The organism is Cryptosporangium arvum DSM 44712, assembly GCF_000585375.1.
GTDB classification, from domain to species: Bacteria; Actinomycetota; Actinomycetes; order Mycobacteriales; family Cryptosporangiaceae; genus Cryptosporangium; species Cryptosporangium arvum.
This window is the reverse complement of the sequence record NZ_KK073874.1, coordinates 7514818-7537602: the sequence shown is the minus strand read 5'-3', so window position 1 is coordinate 7537602 and position 22785 is coordinate 7514818. Positions and strand designations below refer to the sequence as shown.

At 71.1% G+C, this 22785-nt stretch carries 14 protein-coding genes; 7 read left to right on the top strand and 7 right to left on the bottom strand.

Features of this window, described 5'->3' with window-relative positions:
- Positions 1–3 precede the first annotated feature (3 nt).
- Positions 4–945 (bottom strand): VOC family protein, encoded by a 942-nt coding sequence (locus tag CRYAR_RS34225; protein ID WP_035857340.1) that lies wholly within the window; start codon positions 943–945, stop codon positions 4–6.
- Positions 946–1016: 71 nt separating this feature from the next.
- Between CRYAR_RS34225 and CRYAR_RS34220 the strand changes: the two genes are divergently transcribed.
- The 4 genes from CRYAR_RS34220 to CRYAR_RS34205 all read left to right on the top strand — a co-directional run bounded on the left by CRYAR_RS34220 (position 1017) and on the right by CRYAR_RS34205 (position 7692).
- A complete protein-coding gene (locus CRYAR_RS34220; protein ID WP_035857339.1) occupies positions 1017–1937 on the top strand; it encodes a LysR family transcriptional regulator in 921 nt (306 codons plus the stop codon).
- A gap of 57 nt (positions 1938–1994) precedes the next feature.
- Complete coding sequence (locus CRYAR_RS34215) at positions 1995–2933, top strand: cation diffusion facilitator family transporter (protein ID WP_035857338.1); 939 nt, start codon at positions 1995–1997, stop codon at positions 2931–2933.
- A gap of 119 nt (positions 2934–3052) precedes the next feature.
- Positions 3053–6088, top strand: a complete 3036-nt coding sequence (locus tag CRYAR_RS34210; protein WP_157018287.1) for a PAS domain S-box protein — start codon at positions 3053–3055, stop codon at positions 6086–6088.
- Entirely contained in the window at positions 6085–7692 is a 1608-nt protein-coding gene (locus tag CRYAR_RS34205; RefSeq protein ID WP_035857337.1) for a chemotaxis protein CheW, read from the top strand. Before CRYAR_RS34210 ends, CRYAR_RS34205 begins: the two co-directional genes overlap by 4 nt.
- Positions 7693–7711: 19 nt before the next feature.
- Here the strand turns inward: CRYAR_RS34205 and CRYAR_RS34200 are convergent, their stop codons facing one another.
- From CRYAR_RS34200 to CRYAR_RS34190, 3 genes are read right to left on the bottom strand one after another with little or no spacing between them, the layout of a single operon-like run.
- Positions 7712–8980: an EAL and HDOD domain-containing protein gene (locus tag CRYAR_RS34200; RefSeq protein ID WP_051571311.1), complete on the bottom strand. Its 1269-nt coding sequence runs from the start codon at positions 8978–8980 to the stop codon at positions 7712–7714.
- Positions 8981–9024: 44 nt separating this feature from the next.
- Complete coding sequence (gene speB, locus CRYAR_RS34195; protein ID WP_035857336.1) at positions 9025–9966, bottom strand: agmatinase; 942 nt, start codon at positions 9964–9966, stop codon at positions 9025–9027.
- Between the two features lie 10 nt (positions 9967–9976).
- Entirely contained in the window at positions 9977–10609 is a 633-nt protein-coding gene (locus CRYAR_RS34190; RefSeq protein ID WP_035857335.1) for a TetR/AcrR family transcriptional regulator, read from the bottom strand.
- Positions 10610–10684: 75 nt separating this feature from the next.
- On the opposite strand from CRYAR_RS34190, the gene CRYAR_RS34185 reads away from it, so the two are divergent.
- Positions 10685–12082: a DHA2 family efflux MFS transporter permease subunit gene (locus CRYAR_RS34185; RefSeq protein ID WP_051571310.1), complete on the top strand. Its 1398-nt coding sequence runs from the start codon at positions 10685–10687 to the stop codon at positions 12080–12082.
- On the opposite strand, the gene CRYAR_RS34180 is transcribed toward CRYAR_RS34185, so the two are convergent.
- From CRYAR_RS34180 to CRYAR_RS34170, 3 genes are all read right to left on the bottom strand, one after another.
- A complete protein-coding gene (locus CRYAR_RS34180) occupies positions 12036–15980 on the bottom strand; it encodes a bifunctional nitrate reductase/sulfite reductase flavoprotein subunit alpha (protein WP_035857327.1) in 3945 nt (1314 codons plus the stop codon). The genes CRYAR_RS34185 and CRYAR_RS34180 overlap by 47 nt on opposite strands.
- A 68-nt stretch (positions 15981–16048) precedes the next feature.
- Positions 16049–18742 (bottom strand): molybdopterin-dependent oxidoreductase, encoded by a 2694-nt coding sequence (locus CRYAR_RS34175; protein WP_035857325.1) that lies wholly within the window; start codon positions 18740–18742, stop codon positions 16049–16051.
- Positions 18739–19533: an FAD binding domain-containing protein gene (locus tag CRYAR_RS34170; RefSeq protein WP_035857323.1), complete on the bottom strand. Its 795-nt coding sequence runs from the start codon at positions 19531–19533 to the stop codon at positions 18739–18741. The genes CRYAR_RS34175 and CRYAR_RS34170 overlap by 4 nt, the downstream gene beginning before the upstream one ends.
- Before the next feature lie 223 nt (positions 19534–19756).
- On the opposite strand from CRYAR_RS34170, the gene CRYAR_RS34165 reads away from it, so the two are divergent.
- The gene (locus CRYAR_RS34165; protein WP_051571309.1) at positions 19757–22018 is read left to right on the top strand and encodes a putative bifunctional diguanylate cyclase/phosphodiesterase; all 2262 of its coding nucleotides are present in this window, start codon (positions 19757–19759) and stop codon (positions 22016–22018) included.
- A gap of 117 nt (positions 22019–22135) precedes the next feature.
- Positions 22136–22720 carry a biotin transporter BioY gene (locus tag CRYAR_RS34160; protein WP_035857322.1) on the top strand — a complete coding sequence of 195 codons (585 nt, stop codon included), beginning with the start codon at positions 22136–22138 and terminating at the stop codon, positions 22718–22720.
- The last annotated feature ends 65 nt before the right edge of the window (positions 22721–22785 follow it).

Sequence of the window (22785 nt, the reverse complement as noted above, 5' to 3'; positions counted from 1 at the left end):
CCCCTACAGCGGGGGCGCCACGAAGACCCCGCGGTCCGGGTCGTTGAAGGACTCCTTCGCGACCAGCTCGTTCATCGGGTTCGCGGTGCCCCACTGGTCGGTGACCTCGGGCTTCGAGAAGTCGTAGACGTGCGGGTGCCAGCTGTCCTCGTCGAGCAGCTCGAGCTCGGTCGTGTACTCGACCGTGTTGCCGTGCGGGTCGAAGAAGTAGGTGAACGTGTTGTCGCCGGCCATGTGCCGGCCAGGACCCCAGATCTTCTGGACCCCGGCGCGCAGCAGCCGGCCGGTGCCGAACATGTACTCGTCGATGCCCCGGAGCTCGAACGAGGCGTGGTGCAGCGACGTGTGCGGGCCCTGCGCGATCGCCAGGCTGTGGTGCTGCGGGTTGCATCGCATGAAGTACATGACGTCGCCGATGTACGGGTGCGAAAGCGTGTCCGAGAGCGCGAACGACAGGTTCTCGGTGTACCAGTCGCGGGTCGCCGACGCGTTCGGCGAGTTCAGGACGACGTGCGAGAGGCGCACCGGGATCGACTCGCGTTCCTCGATCTTGCGGTGCGCCCGCGGGGAGACGTCGGACGAGATCTCGACCGTGCGGCCGTCGATGTCGAAGAACCGGAAGCCGTAGCCGCCGCCGGGGGTGTCGACCGTGCCGGGCTCGGAGACGAGCCGGATGCCCTTCGCCGCCAGCGACGCGGCCAGCGCGTCGACGTCCGCGGGGGTGGCCGCACCGAACGCGACCAGGTCCAGCCGCTTCTCGGCCGCCTCCCGGATCCGGACGACGTACTGCTCCGGAGAGCCCTCGGCGGCGAGGAAGACCACGCCGCTGTCGTCGGCGACCCGGGTGAGGCCCCAGAGGTCCTGGTAGAACGTCACCTGCCGGTCGAAGTCGGGCACCGCCAGGTCGACGTGCCGCAGGTGGGTGATCAGGCGCTGCGTCTCCATGACGCTACTATGCGAGCCACATCACACATGAAGGAAATCGATAATCGGCATGGAGGTCATCGGTGACATCGATGCCCGGTCGGGTCAATCTGGCGGGCCTCGACCTGAACCTGCTGGTCGCCCTCAACGCGCTGATCGAGGAGCAGAACGTCACGCGCGCGGGTGCACGGGTCGGGCTCACCCAGCCCGCGATGAGTGCCGCGCTGGCCCGGCTGCGCCGGCACTTCGGTGACGAGCTGATGGTGCGCCACGGCAACCGCTACGAGCTGACGCCGCTGGGCGTGGCGCTGCGGCACCGCACCGAGATGGCGGTGGCCGCGGTGGAACGGGTGTTCGGCGCGCAACCCGACTTCGACCCGCTCACCGCCGAGCGCGAGTTCACCGTGCTGCTCAGCGACTACGCGCTGATGGTGCTCGGGCCGATCGTCGCGAACCTGCTGGAGGAGCGGGCGCCCGGCGTCCGGCTGCGCCTGGAACCGCACGGGCCGAGCGTCATCGACGACGCCGAGACGACGCTGCGCGGCAACGACCTCCTGCTGCTGCCGCACGGGTTCATCAGCGACTACCCCTCGCAGGACCTCTACTCCGACGGCTGGGTCTGCGTCCTGTCCGCCGACCATCCGACGGTCGGCGACTCGATCAGCGCCGAGGAACTGCGCTCGCTGCCCTGGGTGACCCAGTACCACCGCCCGACCGCGGCCACCACCGCCGACCGGCAGCTCGCGCTGCTCGGTTTCGAGCACCGCGTCGATCTGGTGATCGAGAGTTTCCTGCCGCTTCCGTTCCTGCTTTCGGGGACGCGACGAGTGGCGTTGCTGCAGCGTCGGCTGGCCGAACGGCTCGCCGACGCGGCCGGGGTGCGGGTCCTGCCGTGCCCGATCGAGGTCACCGATCTGGTCGAGGCCGCCTGGTGGCACCCGCTGCACGCGGCCGATCCGGCGCACCAGTGGCTGCGCCGCCTCTTCGCCGACGCGGCCGCGCAGCTGCACTGAGTGGCGTGGTCATCGCCACCTTTGCGTTATATAGCGAACTCCGCATATGTTGAAGGCATGGCCCACGACCACGCCCATCACGACCACTCGATCAGCCCGAACGCCGACCGGCGCTGGCTGATCACGGCGCTGAGCCTGATCGTCGTGTTCATGGTGGGCGAGGTGATCGTCGGCCTGATCGCCGAGTCGCTCGCGCTGCTCTCCGACGCGGCGCACATGCTCACCGACGCGGCCGCGATCGTCCTCGCGCTGATCGCGATGCGCCTGGCGGCCCGCCCGCCCAAGGGCAACTTCACCTTCGGGCTGCGCCGGGTCGAGATCCTGTCCGCCCAGGTCAACGGCATCACGCTGTGGGTGCTGGCGGCGGTGTTCGTGGTCGAGGCCATCGACCGGTTCCGCAACCCGCCCGACGTCGCCGGTGGCCTCGTGCTCGCCACCGCGGTCGTCGGCATCGGCGTGAACGCGCTCGCCACCTGGGCGATCTCCCGCGCCGACCGCCGCTCGCTCAACGTCGAGGGTGCCTTCCAGCACCTGCTCAACGACTTGTTCGCGTTCATCGCCACCGCCGTCGCCGGCGCGATCGTGCTGTTCACCGGCTGGGCCAGGGCCGACGCGATCGCCACGCTCCTGGTCGCGATCTCGATGGCCTGGGCCGGATGGGGTCTCCTGCGTGACTCCTGGCGCGTCTTCCTCGAGGCCGCCCCCCGCGGTCTCGACGTCGCCCGGATCGACGGCGACCTGCACGCGGTGGACGGGGTGGTCGACGTGCACGACCTGCACGTCTGGGAGGTGACGTCGGGGTTCCCGAACCTCTCCGCGCACCTGCTGCTGGCCAAGGACCAGGACTGCCACACCCGGCGCGAGGAGATCGCCGCGCTCCTGGCCGAGCGCTACGGCATCCGGCACACCACCCTGCAGGTCGACCACGCGCAGGAGCGGCTGATCGACCCGGCCGACCTCCGCCCCGGCGTCGCCAGGGAAGCCACCCCGCACTAACCGCCCGGCCCGAGTTCCCAAAAATATCGGTGCAGGTCGGTTGTGCGTTGGTCTCAGGCCGGGCGCACACGTGCCGACGTTCGTAGTGGTTTCTCTCCCGTGGTTTCGAAGGAGCAACGGTGACGCAGCCCGCGAGCTTGATCGACGCGAACGCGACTCCCGCGATCAAAGCGGCGTCCTTGGCGCTGCTTGTCCAAGAACGCTTGGTGCTCACGGTCAACGCCAAGACCGGCGCGGTGTTGTCGGTGAACGAGCGTGTGGTCGACATGGCTGACCGTCCGATCGAGGCGCTGATCGGCCAGCGGCTCGACGTGCTCTGGTCGATCTCCAGCGCGGCGGTGGAGAAGCTGCTCAGCACCGGACGTCGCGGTGAGTTCGTCGAAGAGGTCATCCAGATCAGCGACGGCGCCGGCCGGCCTCGCTGGCTCCGGCTGAACTGCGCGCCGGTGCTCGGCAACGGCGAGCCGCCGGCCGCCGGGCCGATCAGCGTGGACACCGCGAAGACGGCCGGCGAGCCGGAGAAGCCGGCGGGCACGTCGGCGGCCAAGGCCACGACCGGTCCCGCGCCCGCCACGGCCGCGGTGCCGGAGAAGCCGGTCGAGGGCGCCACGGCGGCGAAGGCCGGCGCGAAGGCCGCACCGACCAAGGCGGTTGCGACCAAGGCCACGGCCGGCAAAGACCCCGATCAGGTGCTGGTCACCGCCTACGACATCACCAAGGACCGCGAGCAGGTCGGTGAGCTGCGCGGACGCTACGCGGCGATCGACCGGTCGCAGGCCGTCATCGAGTTCGACCTCGAGGGCACGATCCTCACCGCGAACGACAACTTCCTGAACCTCACCGGCTACTCGCTCTCCGAGGTCGTCGGGCAGAACCACCGGATGTTCGTGCCGCCCGCGTACGCCGAGAGCGCCGACTACACGAAGTTCTGGGAGCGGCTGCGCAAGGGCGAGATCGAATCCGGCGAGTACAAGCGGCTCGGCCGCGGCGGACGCGAGGTCTGGATCCGGGCCACCTACAACCCGATCTTCGACCTCGAAGGCAAGCCGTACAAGATCGTCAAGTACGCGATGGACGTCACCGACACGAAGATGGTGGCGGCCGAGTACGAGGGCAAGGTCAACGCGATGAGCCGCGCCCGCGCGATCATCGAGTTCGAGATGGACGGCACGATCATCACGGCCAACGAAAACTTCCTCAAGACCACGGGCTACACGCTCGAGGAGATCGTCGGTCAGCACCACCGCATGTTCGTCGACGACGAGACGGCACGCAGCAGTGCCTACCGGATGTTCTGGCAGAAGCTCGGCCAGGGCGATATGGAGGCCGGCGAGTACAAGCGGTACGGCAAGAACGGCAAGGAGATCTGGCTGCGGGCGTCCTACAACCCGATCTTCGACCTCGAAGGCCGGCCGGTGAAGGTCGTGAAGTTCGCGATCGACGAGACGGCCGACAAGATGCGTAACGCCGAATTCGAGGGAAAGGTCAACGCGATCAACCGGTCGCGGGCGTCCATCGAGTTCGACCTCGACGGCAGGGTCCTCGACGCGAACAAAATGTTCCTGGAAGTCACCGGTTACACGCGCGACGAGATCATCGGCCAGCACCACCGGATGTTCGTCGACCCGAACTACGCCAACACCGACGCGTACCGGTCGTTCTGGAAGCGGCTCAACCAGGGTGAGTTCGAGTCCGGCGAGTACAAGCGCTTCGGCAAGGGCGACAAGGAGATCTGGCTCTACGCCAGCTACAACCCGATCTTCGACCTCAATGGCAAGCCCTACAAGGTCGTCAAGTACGCGTCGGACATCACGCAGCAGAAGCAGATGAACGCCGAGTACGAGGGCAAGGTCAAGGCGATCGACCGGGCGCAGGCCGTGATCGAGTTCGACCTCGAAGGCCGCATCCTCACCGCCAACGAGAACTTCCTCAACGTCACCGGCTACAACCGGGACGAGATCATCGGCCGGCACCACCGCATGTTCATCGACCCGCAGGAAGCCGGCAGCGAGGCCTACACGAACTTCTGGGAACGGCTGAGCCGCGGCGAGTACGAGGCCGGCGAGTACAAGCGGATCGGTAAGGACGGCAAGGAGGTCTGGATCCAGGCCACCTACAACCCGATCTTCAACCTCGACGGCAGGCCGGTGAAGGTCGTCAAGTTCGCGATCGACGTCACCGCGCAGAAGCTGCGCAACGCCGAGTTCGAAGGCAAGGTCAAGGCGATCGACCGCTCGCAGGCGGTCATCGAGTTCGACCTCGAAGGCAACGTTCTCGAGGCGAACGACAACTTCCTGCGGACGATCGGCTACTCGGCGCGGGAGATCAAGGGCCAGCACCACAGCATGTTCTGCGCGCCCGACTACATCACGTCGCCGGAGTACCGCGACTTCTGGCTGCGGCTGCGCAAGGGCGAGTTCATCAGCGGGCGGTTCCACCGGGTCGGCAAGTACAACCGCGACGTCTGGATCCAGGCCTCGTACAACCCGATCTTCAACCTCGGCGGCGAGCCGGTGAAGGTGGTCAAGTACGCCACCGACATCACCGAGCAGGTCCTGCTCGAGCAGTTGCTGGCGGGCAAGACGCTGGAGATGAGCGAGAACGTCACCGCGCTGGCCAAGTCGATCGACGAGATCGTGGTGAGCGCGCAGACCGCGAGCGGCATGGCCGGTGCGACGCAGGAGAACGCCGAGACCGGCTTCGAGGAGCTGCGCAAGTCGATCGAGGCCATCGACCTGATCGAGAAGTCCTCCGAGGAGATCGCGTCGATCGTGAACGTGATCGGGGAGATCGCCAGTCAGACCAACCTGCTCGCGTTCAACGCCTCGATCGAGGCCGCGCGGGCCGGTGAGCACGGCGTCGGGTTCTCGGTCGTCGCCGGTGAGGTGCGCAAGCTGGCCGAGCGCTCGTCGGAGGCGGCGCGCGAGATCAGCAAGCTGATCGCCGAGTCGGCCAACCGGGTCAGTCAGGGCTCGTCGGTCTCCCGCCGGGCGCAGGAGGCGTTCACCGAGATCCTCAAGAGCGTCCGGCAGACCAGCGACTCGATCCAGCGGATCGCCGCGTCGACGCAGGAGCAGCAGGCCGCTTCCCACCGCGTCGGTGAGATCATCGAAGCGCTGACCTCGGCCAACAAGCAGGAAGAGGTCTCGGTGTGACCCTGCTGGCCGAGCGGCCGGCCGCGGAGGAGCTGCTGTCGGGGTCCGTCCCCGACAACCGCAGCCTGGTCCAAATCGTCACCGGCACCGACACCACGGTCTACGGGATGTTCACGATCGGGCCGGCGCTGGTGGCCCTGCCGCTCTCCGAGCTGCGCGAGGTCATCCCGTGCCCGTCGGAGTTCAGCCAGCTGCCGACCCGCGCGCCGGGTCTGCTGGGTGCGGTGAACCTGCGCCACCTGGTCATCCCGGTGCTCGACCTGCGCCAGCTGATCGGCATCGAGGACAACTCCGGCACCGACGTCATCGTGATCGTCGCCCGGGAGGGCCGGATGTTCGGCCTGCTCGCGGACGAGATCCGGGGCGTCGTCCGGATCCCGAACGACGCGCTGATGGAGATGGTGGTCGGCGGATCGGGCGTGCCGCTGTTCCAGCAGAGTTTCGAGCAGCCCGACGACGGCAGCATCGTCACCGTGCTCGACTCGGCCGCGATCTTCGAGCTGCCCGGCGTCCCGGTGGTCAAGGAGTCCGGCACCCGCAACCAGAGCGCGCTGGCCGCCGCGGCCACCAGCCCCGAAACGACCGACGCGGGGTTCATCAAGGCCGGCGACACCAACCGGCGTGTCGTCATGCTGCTGCGCTGCGCGAACATCGGGTTGTCGATCGACGTCAACCACGTGCACTCGGTGATCCCGAAGCTGGTGATCCGCCCGTCGCCGCTGGTCGGGGAGTCCTGCCTCGGCGTGGTGACGCTCGGCGGGAAGTCGGTGCCGGTCGTCGACTCGCTGCAGGTGCTGGGGTTCGGGCAGCTGCCCAAGAACGACACCGAGCGCGGCATCGTGTTGACGATGTCACGCGGCCTCGTCGTGCTGAGCGTCTCGGACGTCACGAACATCGAGTCGGTGCCGGCCACCGACGTGCTGCCGCTGCCGACCGCGGGGATGGCGCAGAACCGCTTCGTGCAGGGTGCGCTTCTGATCCCGGGGAAGGGCCAGAACCTGGTCCTGGACGGGGAGGCGCTGCGTAGCGACGCCCACCTGGACAACCTCGCCAACATGGGCATGCCGGTGGAGGGGTCGGAGGAGGCCCTGGCCGAGGAGGCCGCGAGAGCCCGCAAGCGCGCCCAGGACGAGGTCAAGACCGATGACGCGCCGGAAGGCCGTCGGGTGGTGCCGGTCGTCAAGAAGATGCTGACGTACAACGCCGGCGTGGACGTGGCCAGCCCGCTCGTCCAGATCAAGGAAATCCTGCCGTACCCGACCGACTACATCCCGCTGGACGCGGTGGGCGCGATGATCCAGGGCGTCTTCACGCACCGGCGGGCCACGGTGCCGCTGATCTGCCTGACCACGCTCCTCGGACGGTACGAGGAGGTCGACCGGGTCACCGCGCGGGTGCTGCTCGTGGACGCCGCGGGCGGGTACGTCGGGTTCATCGTGCCGTCGTTGAACGCGATCGAGGAATCGATCTGGGAAGAGGTCGAGGACGAGCAGCGCGGGGTGGGCACCGATCCGCTCAGCCGCCGCCTGATCAAGGTCGGCACGGCCGACGCCGGCCGGATGCTTCCCGAGATCGACCTCGAACGGCTCGCCGCCTCGACCTGAGCGGCTACCCGCCGGAGGCTCAGGCCGGGGGGTTCGGCATCGGGCGCCGCGCGCCCTCCACGCCCACGTCGTCGAGCATCTTCGTCGACCAGCTGATCGCCGACAGGTAGGCCTCGGTGGGTTCCACCGGTCCGGTCAGCGCGGCGAGCTCGCTCACCGCGCCCTCCTCGTAGTGCCGCACCGCGGTGAGGATCTCGCCCAGGTCGCCGGAGCCCTCGGTGAGCGCTTCGCGGACCTCGTCGGCCAGCGGCAGCTCGTCGGCGAGGGCCCGCACCGAGCGTCCGGTCAGCTCGGCGATGCCCGACAGCAGGCCGATCGTGAACGCGACGCTGCCCGGCAGGTGCTGGAACTCGGCGGTGGTCTGGCAGAGCCGTGCCCGCGTCATCGTCGACGCGAGCTGGTCCTCGGTGGCTTCCGACACGTCGGTGAGCAGCATCAGCGTCACCCACTGGCGGACCTTGTCGAGCCCGAGGAACACCGCGGCCTCGTGCACCGACGAGACCTTCACGGTGAGCCCGGACGCGGCCGAGTTCGTCGCCCGCAGCAGCCGGTAGGCCAGCGTCGGGTCCATCGCGACCCGGTCGACCACGTCGTCGTAGTTCACGTCCTCCGCGCTCAGCGCGGCGAGCAGCTGCAACCGGCTCACCCGGGCCGGGGAGAGGCCGGTCGTCGACAGGACGTGGGGACGACCGAGGATGTTGCCGCGGAACAGGTCGAACCCGAGCAGGAACGCGACCTGGAGCTGCTCCTCGGTCTCCAGCCGCTCGGCGATCAGGCGCAGGTGCGGGTAGTCGCGGCAACGCTGGATCGTCGAGTCGACCTGGGCCGGGTCGGCTCCGCGCATGTCCATCATCACGTAGCTGGCGATGTCCAGGAGCCGCTCGTGGCCGCTGCCCCACTCGAACGCGCTCAGCGCGATCGTGAAGCCCCGTTCGACCAGGTGCGTGGCGCCCTCGACGACCTCGTCGTCGACCTCGACCGACGGCACGATCTCCAGCGCGGCGTGCCCGGTGTCGAACGGGATCGGCAGCTCGCCGACCAGGAACTCCCTGGTCACGTTGATGAAGCAGGCCTTCGCGCCGACCAGCTGCTCGAGGCCGAAGTCGGTGAACGCCGAGACGATGACCCGGCTGGTCGCGTACGGACCGCGGCTGGAGGCCCTCGGCGCGTCCGCGGCGTCGCGGAACGACAGCTCGTAGGCCACCACGTCGCCGGTCTGGTCGTAGATCCCCTGGCGCCCCACGTGGACGAGCGGAGCCGAGAGATCGGTCGGTGGGCGCACGAGCATGGGCTCAGGCTAGAACAAAAACGACAAAAACCCTATTACGGACGCTATCTGATGGTGTTCCGCGCGAGAACCGACAAGAGCTCGAACGCGACGTGCGCCGCGGCGACGCCGGTGATCTCGGCGTGGTCGTACGCGGGGGCCACCTCGACCAGATCCGCGCCGATCACGTCGAGCCCGACCAGCCCGCGCAGCGTGTTGAGCAGTTCGCGGCTGGTGAGCCCGCCGGCCTCCGGGGTGCCGGTGCCCGGGGCGTGCGCCGGGTCGAGGACGTCGATGTCGACGGAGACGTAGACCGGTCCGCCGCCCAGGCGGCGGCGCATCCGGGCGACGACGTCGGTGACGCTGCTCGTCTCGTAGTCGTCGGCCCGGATCACCTGGAAGCCGAGCACGCCGTCGGCGGTGAGGTCGTCGGGGGTGTAGAGCGGGCCGCGGATGCCGACGTGCAGACACCGCTCCCGGTCGAGCAGGCCCTCCTCGGACGCGCGGCGGAACGGCGTGCCGTGGGTGGTGGGCTCGCCGAAGTACGTGTCCCAGGTGTCCAGGTGGGCGTCGAAGTGCACGACCCCGATCGGACCGTGCTTCGCGCGGACGGCGCGCAGCAGCGGGAGCGCGATCGTGTGGTCGCCGCCGAGCGTCAGCAGCTTGGTGTTCCCGTAGGTGCGGGCGGCGGCCTCGATCGTGGCCACCGCCTCGCCGATGTCGAACGGGTTGACGGCCAGGTCACCAGCGTCGACGACCTGCTGGGCCGCGAACGGGGCGACGTCGAGCGCCGGGTTGTACGGGCGCAGGAGCTTGCTGGCCGCGCGGATGTGCGCGGGCCCGAACCGCGCGCCCGGCCGGTAGCTGACCCCGGAGTCGAACGGGACGCCCAGTACCGCGACGTCGGCGCTCGGCACCTGGTCGGCCCGCGGGAGCTGGGCGAACGTGGGTGGCCCGGCGTACCGCGGGATCAGCGAGTTGTCGACGGGTCCGATCGGCGAGGGCATGCGCGAAACGCTACTGCTGATAACCGGTCAGGAAGACCTGGACGGCGGCGGAGACCGCCTCCTCGGTGCCTTCCGCCCCCAGGTACCCGGCCGGTTTGAGCGGTCGAGGGCTCGCTTCGATCGTCGTCAGCGCCATGAAGTGCATCACCGCGCGATCGACCGAGGGCACCGCGAGCAGGCCCCGCTCGTCCAGCGCGACGAGCCGCCTGGCCACCTCGCGCTCGACCCGGCGCGGCCCGGCCTCCTGCCAGAGGGTGATCACCGGCTCCGGGAAATGGGTGGACTCCGCGACGATCTGACGCACCATCGCGAAGTGCTCGGGGTGGTCGATCGCCTGCCGCACCAGCGCGTGGCCCACCGCGCGGAGCTCCCGGGGCACGTCGTCCGCGCGCTCGGCGCCGGGCACGTCACGCAGCCGCGCCAGGAACCCGTCCGCGACCTGCGTCGCGCTGGCCTCGAGCACCGACGTGAACAGCACGTCCTTGCTCGCGAAGTGCTTGTAGAGCGTCCGGGTGGAGACGCCGGCCTCGGTGGCGATCGCGTCGACCGCCGCCCGCGCGTACCCGTCGCGCCCGAACACGATCCGGGCGGCCCGGGTGATCGCGTCGCGCTTCTCGGCCTGCAGACGCCCGGGCGCAGTCATGCGGACGAGCCTAGACGACGGCACCCTTTGTAAAGTAAAACGATTACTTTACGACCAGGCCGCTGAGGAGTGCCCGTGAACGACCCCATCCCGTGGACCGTCTGGCGGGTCTGCGCGATCATCGCGTCCTGCGCGTTCCTGACCGGTCTCGACGCATCGGTCGTCAACGTCGGCCTGGACACGATCACCCGTGACCTCGACACCACGCTCGGCACCGCGCAGTGGATCGCGACCGGCTACCTGGTCGCGTTCGCGGCGTCGCTGCCGATCTGCGGCTGGCTGGGGCGTCGGGTCGGCGTCGGCCGGCTCTGGCTGGCCTGCGCGGCCGCGTTCACGCTCACGTCGGCGGCGTGCGCGCTCGCGCCGACGATCGGCTGGCTCATCGGTCTGCGTGTGCTCCAGGGCCTCGCCGCCGGCATGCTCATTCCGGCCGGTCAGACCGTGATCGGCCAGGCCGTGGGGCCGAGCAGGCTCGGCCGGGTGATGGCGGCGCTCGGCGTCGCGGTGACGCTGGCGCCCGCGCTCGGGCCGGTCGTCGGCGGCGTGGTGATCGACCTGTGGTCATGGCCGTGGCTGTTCCTGCTCAACGTGCCGATCGGGATCGCCGGGGTGGGGCTGGGGCTGCGACACGTCCCTCGGGGTGCCCGGACCGATCCGGGGCGGCTCGACGTCGTGGGGTTGGCGCTGCTCAGCGTCGGGCTGCCGCTCGTCGTGTACGGGTGCACGCGGTTCGGTGAGACGCGCCAGCCCGGTTCGCTGGCCGTGCTGGCGGCCGGGGCCGCGTCGCTCCTGCTCTACGGCGCGCACTCCCGGCGGCTCGCCACGCCGATCCTCGACCTGCGGCTGTTCGGTCACCGGTCGTACCGGGCCGCGGTCGCCACCGGAGCGTTCGCGGGCGCGGCGCTGTTCGGCGCCGGCCTGCTCTACCCGCTGTGGTTCCAGCTCGGCCGCGGCGCCGACCCGCTGGGGACCGGCGTGCTCCTGCTCTCGATGAGCCTGGGCACCACGATCGCGCTGCCGCTGGCCGGGCGGCTCTCCGACCGGATCGGCGGTGGCTGGGTCAGCCTGGCCGGCAGCCTGGTGACGGTCGTGTCCACGGTTCCGTTCGCCCTGCTGCCGCTCGACGCCGGGGAGTGGCTCGTGCAGGGGCTGCTGTTCGTCCGCGGAGCGGGCCTGGCCGGTGCGCTGACCCCGGCGGTGACCGCGGCGTTCGCCGCGGTCACCCCCGCGCAGCTGCCCGACGCGGCGGCCCAGGTCAACATCGTGAACCGGGTCGGTGGCGCGCTCGGCGGCGCGATCTTCGCCGTCGTGGTCGCCAACGGGTTGCCGGACGGCGCCGGCCCGGCGTTCCACCGCGCGTTCTGGTGGCTGATCGGCGCGTCAACGCTCGGCGTGCTCGCGGCCGCGTGGCTGGCCGCCGCCGAGGTCAGTACACGTCGCGCACGTACCGCCGATCCGCTGCCAGCTGCTTGACGTACGCGGCGGCCTCGTCGGGGGAGAGGCCGCCGTGCGTGGCGACCACGTCGCGCAACGCCGCGTCGACGTCCTTGGCCATCCGGTGGGCGTCACCGCAGACGTAGAAGTGCGCACCGTCGCGCAGCCACGCCCAGAGCGCGGCGCCGTGCTCGCGCATCCGGTCCTGGACGTAGATCTTCGCCCGCTGGTCGCGGGAGAACGCCAGGTCCAGGCGGGTCAGCGTGCCGTCGTCGCGCAGCTGAGCCAGCTCGTCGGCGTAGTAGTGATCGGTGGCGCCGCGCGGAGCACCGAAGAACAGCCAGTTGGGGCCGGTCGCGCCGCGGGCCCGGCGGTCCTGCAGGAACCCGACGAACGGCGAGACCCCGGTGCCGGGCCCGACCATGACGGCCGGTGCCGCCGGATCGGCCGGCGGCTTGAAGTGCGCTGAGCGCTGCACGAACACCGGCACGCTGATGTTCGGCGGAGCGTCCGCGAGGAAGGTGGAACACACCCCCTTGCGTTGCCGGCCGGCCTCGTTGTCGAAGCGGACCACGGACACCGTCGTGCGGATCGCGCTCGGGTCCTCGAGCGGGCTCGACGAGATCGAGTAGAGGCGGGGCTGCAGGGCCGGCAGGGCGTCGGCCCACTCCTGGGCGGCCGCGTCCACCGGGTGGTCGGCGAGGACGTCGACGGCCTGGCGGCCCCAGGTCCAGCGGGCCAGCTCGCCCTTGTTCTCCGGGCGGAGCAGCTTGCCGAGCTCCCGGTTCTGGGTCCGGTCGAGGACGAAGCGCAGCAGCTTCGGGGTGATCGCGGCGATCTCCAGGTGGTGGCGGAGCGCGTCCTCGAAGTCCAGGTCCTTCCCGGCCACGGTCACCGGGGTCGCCGGGTGGAGGCCGGTCGCGGTGAGCCACTCGTCGACGAGCTTCGGGCAGTTCACCGGCCAGACCCCGAGTGCGTCGCCGACGTCGTACTCCAGGCCGTCCGCGGCGAACGTGAACTCGCGCACCTCCCGGACCGCGCCGGGTTCGCTCAGCAGCCGGTTGCCCACCAGCCGGGCCCCCACCGGCGCCGCCTTGGTCGGCCGGTGCCCGGCCTCGTTCTCGTCGCCGTGGCCGGTGGCGACGGAGAGGGCGGCCAGGACGGCGTCGGCCCAGGTCGTGGCCGTTCCTTCGTAGTCGGGTTCGCAGTCGACCCGGTCGACCAGCCGGTCGGCGCCCAACTCGGCCAGGCGGGCGTCGAGGCGGCGGCCGTGCCCGCAGAAGTTGTCGTAGCTGGAGTCGCCGAAGGCCAGCACCGCGTAGCGCAGCCCGTCCAGCCGGGGAGCGTCCGGCGCCGCCAGTGCGTCCCAGAACGCCCCGCCGTTGTCCGGCGCGTCACCGTCGCCGTACGTGCTGGTCACGAACAACAGGTCCGACGCCCGGCGCAGCACGTCGAGCGAACAGTCCGCCATCTCGACCACCGTGACCGCCCGCCCGGCCGCCGACAACCGCGTGGCCACCGACGACGCGAACTCCTCCGCGTTCCCGGTCTGCGAAGCCCACAGCACCATCAACGGCGGCGACGGTGACTCCGCGACCACGACGCCGGCCCGGGAGTACGTACCGGCCAGCGCCCCGTTGATCCACTGCGCGTTCTCCGGCGCGAAGAGCGAACCCTCCGGCAGCACCGGCACCTGGCCGTCGACCGGCGGCGACATCCGCAGCCCGGCCATGAACCCGGCCAGGTACCGGCGTTCGGACTCCGAGAGCACCGGCGGCCGCACGTCACCCAGGTCGAACAGGTTCGTCGCCGGAGCGTCCGGACCGGCCACGACCGTGAGCGACACCGCGCACACCTTGAACTCCGGCTGGAACGAGATCGGGTCCACCGCGTCGTTGGTGACGGCGTTGACGCTCAGGTACTCGCCGAAGACGTCGTTCCAGTGGAACGGCGCGAAGCACGTACCCGGCCGCACCCGGTCGGTGACCACGGCGGGCAGCACCGCGCGTCCCCGCCGGGACGCCACCTCGATCCGGTCGGCGTCCCGCACCCCGAGCGCGGCCGCGTCCGAGGGGTGGATCTCGACGAACGGCTCCGGGTTCAGCTTGCGTAGCTTCTCGACCTTCCCGGTCTTCGTCATCGTGTGCCACTGGTGCGGCAACCGCCCGGTGTTCAGCACGAACGGGTAGTCGTCGTCGGGCAGTTCGGCCGGTGGCACGTGCGGCCGGGGGTAGAACGCCGCCCGCCCGCTCGCGGTGGGGAACACCAGCCGCGCCTCGTCGGTCAGGTACCGCTGCGGGTGCCGGTCGGCCGCGTCACCGGCCGGAGCGGGCCACTGCACCGGCCCACCGCGCAGCCGCGCGTGCGTCACCCCGCGTACGTCGTACCCGGTCACCGGGTTCGCGAAGGCGGTCAGCTCGTCGAACACCTCGGCCGCGGAGGTGTGGGCGAACCCGTCGAACCCCATCGCGGTCGCGATCCGGGCGATCAGCAGCCAGTCCGGCAGCGCTTCCCCGGGCGCGTCGACGGCCTGCCGGGCGAGCGTCAGGTTCCGCTCGGAGTTCACCATCACGCCGTCGGCCTCGGCCCACATCGCCGCCGGGAGCACGACGTCGGCGTACGCGTTCGTCTCGGTGTCCGCGAACACGTCCTGGGTGACCACGAACTCCGCCGCCTCCAGGCCCTCGATCACCGTGCGGCGGTTCGCCACCGACGCCACGGGGTTGGTGCCGATGATCCAGGCGGCCTTCACCTCACCGTCGGCCATCCGCCGGAAGAGGTCGATCGTGCCCGCGCCGCCGGAGGCCGGGATCGTCTCCGGAGGCAACCCCCAGCGGTCCTCGACGAACGCCCGGTCGGCCGCCGAGACCACCGACCGCTGCCCGGGCAGGCCGGGGCCCATGTACCCCATCTCCCGGCCACCCATCGCGTTCGGCTGGCCGGTGAGCGAGAACGGACCCGCTCCCGGGCGGCCGATCGCGCCGGTCGCGAGGTGCAGGTTGATCAGCGCGTTCGTGTTCCAGGTGCCGTGCGTGCTCTGGTTGAGCCCCATCGTCCAGCAGCTCACCCACCGCCGGCCGGCCCCGGCGATCAGCCGCGCCGCCTCGCGCAGCGACTCCTCCGGAACGCCGGTGATCTCGGCGACCCGGGCCGGGGGATAGTCGCGCAGCATCGCGGGCATCGTCTCCCAGCCCTCGGTGTGCTCGGCCACGAACTGCTCGTCCACCGGCAGCAGGTGCAGCAACCCGTTCAGCAGGGCCAGGTCGGTGCCCGGCTCGATCGGCAGGAACAGGTCGGCTTTCGCGGCCGTGGCGGTGCGCCGCGGATCGACGACGATGAGCTTGGCGCCCTGCTTGAGCCGGTCGAGCATCCGCAGGAACAGGATCGGGTGGCAGTCGGCCATGTTCGAGCCGATCACCAGGAACACGTCCGCCTCGTCGAAGTCGGCGTAGGAGCCGGGCGGCCCGTCGGCGCCGAGCGAGAGCTTGTAGCCGCTCGCCGCGCTGGCCATGCAGAGCCGGGAGTTCGACTCGATCTGGTTCGTGCGCAGGTAGCCCTTGGCCAGCTTGGTGGCCAGGTACTGCGCCTCCAGCGTCATCTGGCCGGAGACGTAGAGCGCGATCGCGTCCGGGCCGTGCTCGTCGAGGATGCGCCGCAGCCGCTGGCCGGTCGCGCGGATCGCCTCGTCGACCGGGGCGGCCACCAGCGCCGCCTGCCGCTCCGGGCGGGTGTGAGCCGTGGTCAGCCGGCCTCCGGCCGACAGCAGATCCGCGCTGGTGGCTCCCTTGGTGCAGAGCCGGCCCCGGTTCGCCGGGTGTTCCTTGTCCCCGGACGCCGTGAGCGCGCGCCGCCGCCCGTCGGCGTCCCGCCCGATCTCCAGCACGATTCCGCAGCCGACGCCGCAGTACGAGCACACGGTCCTGACGCGTTCCGACACGTCCCGAGTCTGGGAAGCGGCGGTTTCGTCGACGTGACGCGGTCGCGGCGGGCCTGGTTACAGCTTTCTCACCGCGCCCCGGTGCCCTCGGTGAGGGTTCGCCACACGACGTCGCGCGCCAGCGGGAGTGCGGTGAACCGGACGCCGGTCGCGTCCCGGACCGCGTTCGCGAGCGCGGGCGCCACCGGGTTGAACGGGCTCTCGCTCATCGACTTGGCGCCCAGCGGACCGACCGGGTCGTGGACGCCGGTCACGAAGTGGACGTCGGTACGGGGGACGTCGGCGAAGGTCGGGAGGTGGTACGTACGGAACGTCGGGTTCGTCACGGCGCCGTCGGCGTCGATCCGGACCTCCTCGAACAGCGCGGCGCCGAGGGCCTGGGCGATCCCGCCCTCGATCTGGCCCCGGCACTGCATCGGGTTCATGACCGTGCCCGCGTCGGCGGCGTGGACGCTGCGCAGGATCCGGATCTCGCCGGTGTCCGGGTCCACCGCGACCCGGAACCACTGCGCGTTGAACGCCACCGACCGGGGCGTCCCCCCGAAGTGCCCGTCGGCGCGCAGGCGGCGCCCCGCGCGGTCCGCCGCCTCCCACAGATCCTTCAGCGTCACGTGGACGCCGTTCCCGACGACCGCGTCGGCCTCGAGCCGCGCGTCGCCGCCGGCTGTTCGGGCCGCGGCGGCGAGCAGGACGGCACGGAGGGACCCGGCCGCGGCGAGGACGGCGTTGCCGGTCACGGTGGTGCCGGTGGAGCCGAACGCCCCGGTGTCGTGACCGACGACGTCGGTGTCGGACTGCCGGACCGTCACCCGGTCGGTGCTCGTGCCCAGCACGTCCGCGGCGATCTGCCGGAACACGGTCGTGCTGCCGTTGCCGAACTCGGCCGTGCCCACCGCGAGGTCGTAGTGCCCGTCCGCGAGCAGCGTGAGCGTCGCGTCGGAGTAGTGGCCGTTCGGCGGCGTGGTGGCGATCATCGCCACCGCGCTGCCCTCGCCGACGAGCCAGCCCGCCGGAGCCGGTTCGCCGGGCGCCGCCCGCGCCGCGCGGACGACGTCGAGGCACTGGTCGAGGCCGTAGCTCGCCACGGTCAGGTCCGCCTCGTGCCCGGCCGGGGTCACCAGCGGATCCCCGGCCCGGATCACGTTGCGGGCCCGGAACTCGACCGGGTCGAGACCGAGTTCACGCGCCAGCTCGTCCAGCGCCGACTCCACCGCGAACAGCACCTGCCCGAGCCCGTACCCGCGGAACGCGCCCGACGGCACCGTGTTCGTGTAGGCCGCGTACCCCTCGACCTTCTTGTTGTCGCACCGGTACACGGCCATCGACTCGCCGCACGCGTGGAACAGCACGCCCGGGCCGTGGTTGCCGTACGCGCCGGTGTTCGACACGATCCGCAGGTCGATCGCGGTGAGCGTGCCGTCGCGGGTGGCGCCCAGCCGGACCCGGGTCGTGAACGGGTGCCGGGTCGTCGCGGCCTCGAACTGCTCGGAGCGGGTGTACTCGTACTTGACCGGGCGTTTCGTGGTGAGCGCGGCCAGCGCCACGAGATCCTCGGCGAGCATCTCCTGTTTGCCGCCGAACCCGCCGCCGACCCGGCCGGTGAGCACCCGCACCCGGTCGAGCGGCAGGTCGAAGAGCGCGCAGAGTGCTCGCCGGGTCAGGAACGGCACCTGGCTGCTGGAGCGCACGACCAGCCGTCCGGCCCGGTCGAACCAGGCCACCGAACCGTGGGTCTCCAGGCTCGCGTGCTGTACCCGCTGCGTCCGGAACGTGCCGGTCCAGGTCGCGTCGGCGGCGGCCAGCGCGGCCTCGACGTCGCCGATCTCGCCGTGCACCTCGCCGGCGACGTTCGCCTCGGCGCGGGCGATACCGTCGCCGGGGCCTTTGTCGGCGTGGAGCACCGGCGCTCCCGGCCGCAGCGCCTCCTCGGCGTCGAGAACCGCGTCCAGGACGTCGTACTCGACGACGATCCGGCGGCAGGCCTCCTCCGCGGCGCCCTCGGACTCGGCCACCACCGCGGCCACCCGCTGGCCACGGAAGCGCACCACGTCGTCGAGCACCCGGGTGTCGAGCGGATCGTCCTGGTCGCGTTCGTGGCGCCCGGTGGAGTACCGCTTCGCCGGAGCGTCGGCGTGGGTGAGCACGGCGTGCACCCCGGGGACGTCCCGGGCCGCCGACGTGTCGATGCGCACGATCCGGGCGTGGGCGTGCGGGGAGCGCAGCACCGTGAGGTGCAGCAGGTCCGGGACGTCGACGTCGAACGTGTAGCGGGCCGCTCCGGTGACCACGAGCGGGCCGGCCGGTGCGGGAGCGTTGCCGCCGACCCCCGCCTCGACGGCATGGCGGACGCCGTGCACCGCGTCCTCGATCGCGCGGTAGCCGGTGCAGCGGCAGAGGTTGCCCTTGAACGCGCGGGGAAGGTCCGCGCGCTGCCGCTCGTCGAGCGCGGCGGTCGTCATCACGAACCCGGCCGTGCAGAACCCGCACTGGAAGCCCTGCGCGTCCAGGAAGCGCTGCTGGACGACGTGCAACTCGTCCCCGTCGGCCAGCCCTTCGATCGTCGTGATCGTCTTGTCCGACGCGCGCACCGCCGGGTACACACAGCTGTGCACCGGGGCGCCGTCGACGTGGACCGTGCAGGCGCCGCAGTCACCGGCGTCGCAACCCTTCTTGACGCCGAAGTGCCCGAGGTCGCGCAGGTGCGTCCGGAGGCACTGACCGGGCCGCGGTTGCCGGTCGTGGTGGACGCCGTCGACGATCACGGGGTCGCCGCCAGCTCGTCGCGGACCTCGCCGGCGTAACGCAGGGTCAGGTGCCGACGCCACGCGGCCAACCCGTGGACGTCGTCGAGCCAGAGGTCGTCGGGCCGGAAAAGGTCACTCAACCTCGACCGCAACGCGGCCGCGGACGGGACCGTCGCCGAGCGGAGCTGGACCGGCCGCCGGGTGGACGCGGTGATCGTGAGGACGAACGTGCCGTCGGCGTCGACCCGGCCGATCACCAGCGCGGCCGAGCGGCCCAGCGTGTGCAGCGATCCCCGGCGGAACGCCGAACGCGCCGCGAGCGCCGACCGCGGCAGGAAGACCGAGCGGAGGAACTCGCCGGGGCTCAGCACGGTAATGCCGTCACCGGTGACGAAGTCGACGGCCGCGACCCGGCGGCGCTCGCCGCTCCACGCCTCGATCGTGCACGAGCCGTCGAGCGCGGCGACGAGCGACGTCATCGGCCCGGCCGGCAGCGCGGCGCAGATGTTGCCCCCGACCGTGGCCACGTACTGGATCTTGAAGCTGGCCAGGAACGCGTCGCAGCACTGGCCGAAGAGCGGGGGACCGTAGGCGTCGAGCTCGGCGATCGTGCAGGTCGCGGCGATCTCCAGCCCGTCAGTGGTCTCGGTGAGCGCCGGCCAGCCGAGCGTGGTGAGGTCGCGGAGCCGGCGCAGGTGCGGCTGCGGCTCGGAGAACAGGTAGGTGCCCCCGGCGAGCCAGCCGTCACCGGGCCGCCAGGCACCGGCGTCGAGCGCGCCGGCCACCTCGTCGATCGTGTTCAGGTCCACGTGCAGTCCTCGTGCCTCGCGCTTGGGCACCTCCGACGGTGGAAGTGTCGGACTGTTTCCGCTGATCATCACATCACTGGCGGTGATCGTCGGCTACTGGCGTTTTCTCCGAACGTGGCGTCCGCGCACCCCACCCGGCCTGGCCGATCCCACAGGTTCCCGCACGCCGTGCCGATGATCCGTCAGGCGGTCGTGCGAGCCGCGCGGGAGGGAGGTCGGCACGATGGCGCCCCGCCGCGCGCAGTTGGTGCGTGAATTCGGTGAGATCGTCGTGCCGGCGTCGGTCGTCGCCGTCCTCAACGAGCTCGGCCGGTACGGCGGTCATCCGACCCCGGTGCTGCTCGCGCTCACCGCGCCGCTGCTGATCGTCAGCACGACCAGGGCGCAGACGTGGCTCTCCGGCGGTGACCTCCGGCGGCGGGTCGCCGTGCGGATGTTCCTGCACATGGTGGTGTTCTTCGGCGTCGCCGTGTTCGTCACCGGCTGGGGACCGGTCTTCATGATCGCCGAAATCGTCCTGGCGACGCTGCACATGCGCTGGAGCGGGGCGCGGGTCTGGCGGTTGGCCGTGGTGTGCTCGTGCGTCGCCATGGCGTCGGGGGTGCTGGCCATTCAGCGCGGCCTGGTCCACGACTACTTCGGCCGGCCGGTGTCCTACTTCCTCTGCGCGCTGATCCTGGTGATCGTGGTCCTGGCGATCCGCGGTTACGGCGCGCTGCTCGAACAGCGGGAGGAGACCGAGCGGGCGCTCGTCACCTCGCGGGCCGCCGCCCGGCGAAGCGAGCGGTGGTTCCGGGCGCTGGTGCAGAACACCAGCGACGTCATCACGGTCGTGGACTCCGCGGGCCTGTACACCTACGTCTCCGAAGCCGCGGAGCAGCGGCTCGGTCACCGCCCGGCCGATCTGCTCGGCGGCCCGGCCGACGCGATCGTCGACCCGCTCGACCGGGAGCCGTTCGCGGCCTTCCTCGACGACGTGGTGCGACGTCCCGCCGCCGACCACCGCGCCGAGCTGCGCCTCTGGCACGCCGACGGCACCCGGCGCTGGCACGAGCTCACCGCCCACCACCTGCTCGACGACCCCGAGATCGCCGGCGTCGTGCTCAACTGCCGGGACGTGCACGAGCGCCGGGCCTACCACGACCTGCTGGCGTTCGACGCCTCCCACGACGCGCTGACCGGCCTGGCCAACCGCGTCGAGCTCAACCGCGCGCTCGACGAAGCGCTGCTGCTGCGTGCCGCGACGATGGCCGCCGCCGGTGACGAGGGCGCGCCGACGGTCGCGGTGCTGCTCGTCGATCTGGACGGCTTCAAGCCGGTGAACGACACCTACGGCCACGAATGCGGCGACGCCCTGCTGGTGACCGTCGCGCGCCTGCTCGAGCGCAACGTGCTCGGCGTCGACACGGTGGCGCGGATCGGCGGTGACGAGTTCGTCGCCGTGCTCGGCGGGATCAACCGGGAGAGCGACGCGGTCGCGGTCGCCGAGCGGATGCTGCGTGCGCTCCGCGCCCCACTGCGCCTCCCGCAGGCCGAGGTGCAGGTGGGCGCCAGCATCGGGATCGCGCTCGCGGACGACGAGGCCGGTGCTGTCGAGCTGATCCGGCGGGCCGACCACGCGATGTACCGGGCCAAGCGGGAGGGACGCAACCGCTGGTCGTCGTACGCGGCCGGGGGCCCGGGCCGCGACGAGGCCGAGATCGCCGCGGCCGCGCTGGAGGACGATCTGCGGGTCGCGCTCGCGACCGGGCGCGGGCTGTCGGTCGTCTACCAGCCGATCGTCCTGCTGGAGGACCGCTCGCTGTGGGGGTTCGAGGCGCTGATGCGTTGGACGCACCCCACCCGGGGGCCGGTGTCGCCGGCGGAGTTCGTCCCGATCGCCGAGCGGACCGGCGTCATCCACGAGCTCGGGCGCTGGGTGCTCGGACACGCCTGCCGCCAGGTCGCCGAGTGGCAGCGCTCGGTGCCGGAGGACCAGCAGTTCTCCGTGTCGGTGAACCTGTCGGCGCGCGACCTCGACCAGCCCCGCGTCGTCGACATCGTGCTGGAGACGATCGCCGCCGCCGGCCTGGACGCGGAACACCTGGTGCTGGAGGTGACCGAGAGCGCGCTCGTCGATCCGGACCTGGCGATCCCCGCGCTGAGCCGGTTGAGCGAGGCCGGGATCCGGATCGCGATCGACGACTTCGGTACCGGATATTCGTCGTTGCAGTACCTCACCCAGATGCCGGTCGACATCCTCAAGCTCGACCGCTCGTTCGTCAGCCGCCTGGACGGCAGCCCGCAGCGGGCGGCCATCGCCGAGGCCGTCGTCCGGCTCAGCCAGACGCTGCACCTGGGCACCGTGGCCGAGGGTGTCGAGACCGAGGAGCAGGCGGCGGAGCTGGCCGCGCTCGGGTACCGGAAAGGCCAGGGGTACCTGTTCTCCAAGCCGCTCGACGCGGACGAGGTGGCCTCGAAGCTGCTCACCATCGGTAGTCGATGACGAACCTCGTTGGAGGTTTCCTCCAAATGGCTGGACGTGACGTTCGTCGCGGAACGCCCTGGAACCCGAGATACCTGAGTAAATAGCCTCCTGACAGAAGTTCTCAGGAGGAGGCTCATGTCCACGCTCAGCGTCACCCGGTCCCCCCGCGTCCTCGCCGACGTCATCCCCGGTGGCATCGTTCGGGACGCCGCTCTCGTCGGCGGTTCGGCACTCTTCGTCGGGCTCGCCGCCCAGATCGCCGTTCCGCTGCCCTTCACCCCGGTGCCGATCACCGGCGGCACGTTCGCGGTGCTGCTCTCGGTCGCGGCCCTCGGCCCGGCGCGCGGTGTGCTGGGCATGCTCGTCTACCTGCTCGCCGGGATGGCGGGCGTTCCGTGGTTCTCCGAGCAGACGTCCGGCTGGTCGATGCCGTCGTTCGGTTACATCCTCGGATACGTGTTGGCCGCCGCCGTCGTCGGTGCGCTGGCCCGGCGGGGCGCCGACCGCACCCCGCTGCGCGCGGTGCCGCTGATGATCGCCGGCAACCTGGCCGTGTACGCGATCGGCGTGCCGTGGCTGATGGCGTCGATCGACGTCAGCTTCGCGAAGGCGCTCGAACTCGGCCTGACGCCGTTCCTCATCGGTGACGCGGTCAAGGTGGCCCTGGCCGCGATCGTGCTGCCCAGCGCCTGGGCCCTGGTCCGCCGCATCGAGAAGTAACGCAGGCTGCCCGCCCCGGCGCTGCGACTGCGCGCGTCGGGGCGGGCTGTACGTGGCTTACGTTT

Excerpts from the sequence above, each read along its gene's own strand:
- CRYAR_RS34225 (WP_035857340.1), bottom strand. The coding sequence starts at position 945 with ATGGAGACGCAGCGCCTGATCACCCACCTGCGGCACGTCGACCTGGCG.
- CRYAR_RS34220 (WP_035857339.1), top strand. The coding sequence starts at position 1,017 with ATGCCCGGTCGGGTCAATCTGGCGGGCCTCGACCTGAACCTGCTGGTC.
- CRYAR_RS34215 (WP_035857338.1), top strand. The coding sequence starts at position 1,995 with ATGGCCCACGACCACGCCCATCACGACCACTCGATCAGCCCGAACGCC.
- CRYAR_RS34200 (WP_051571311.1), bottom strand. The coding sequence starts at position 8,980 with ATGCTCGTGCGCCCACCGACCGATCTCTCGGCTCCGCTCGTCCACGTG.
- speB (WP_035857336.1), bottom strand. The coding sequence starts at position 9,966 with ATGCCCTCGCCGATCGGACCCGTCGACAACTCGCTGATCCCGCGGTAC.
- CRYAR_RS34190 (WP_035857335.1), bottom strand. The coding sequence starts at position 10,609 with ATGACTGCGCCCGGGCGTCTGCAGGCCGAGAAGCGCGACGCGATCACC.
- CRYAR_RS34165 (WP_051571309.1), top strand. The coding sequence starts at position 19,757 with ATGGCGCCCCGCCGCGCGCAGTTGGTGCGTGAATTCGGTGAGATCGTC.
- CRYAR_RS34160 (WP_035857322.1), top strand. The coding sequence starts at position 22,136 with ATGTCCACGCTCAGCGTCACCCGGTCCCCCCGCGTCCTCGCCGACGTC.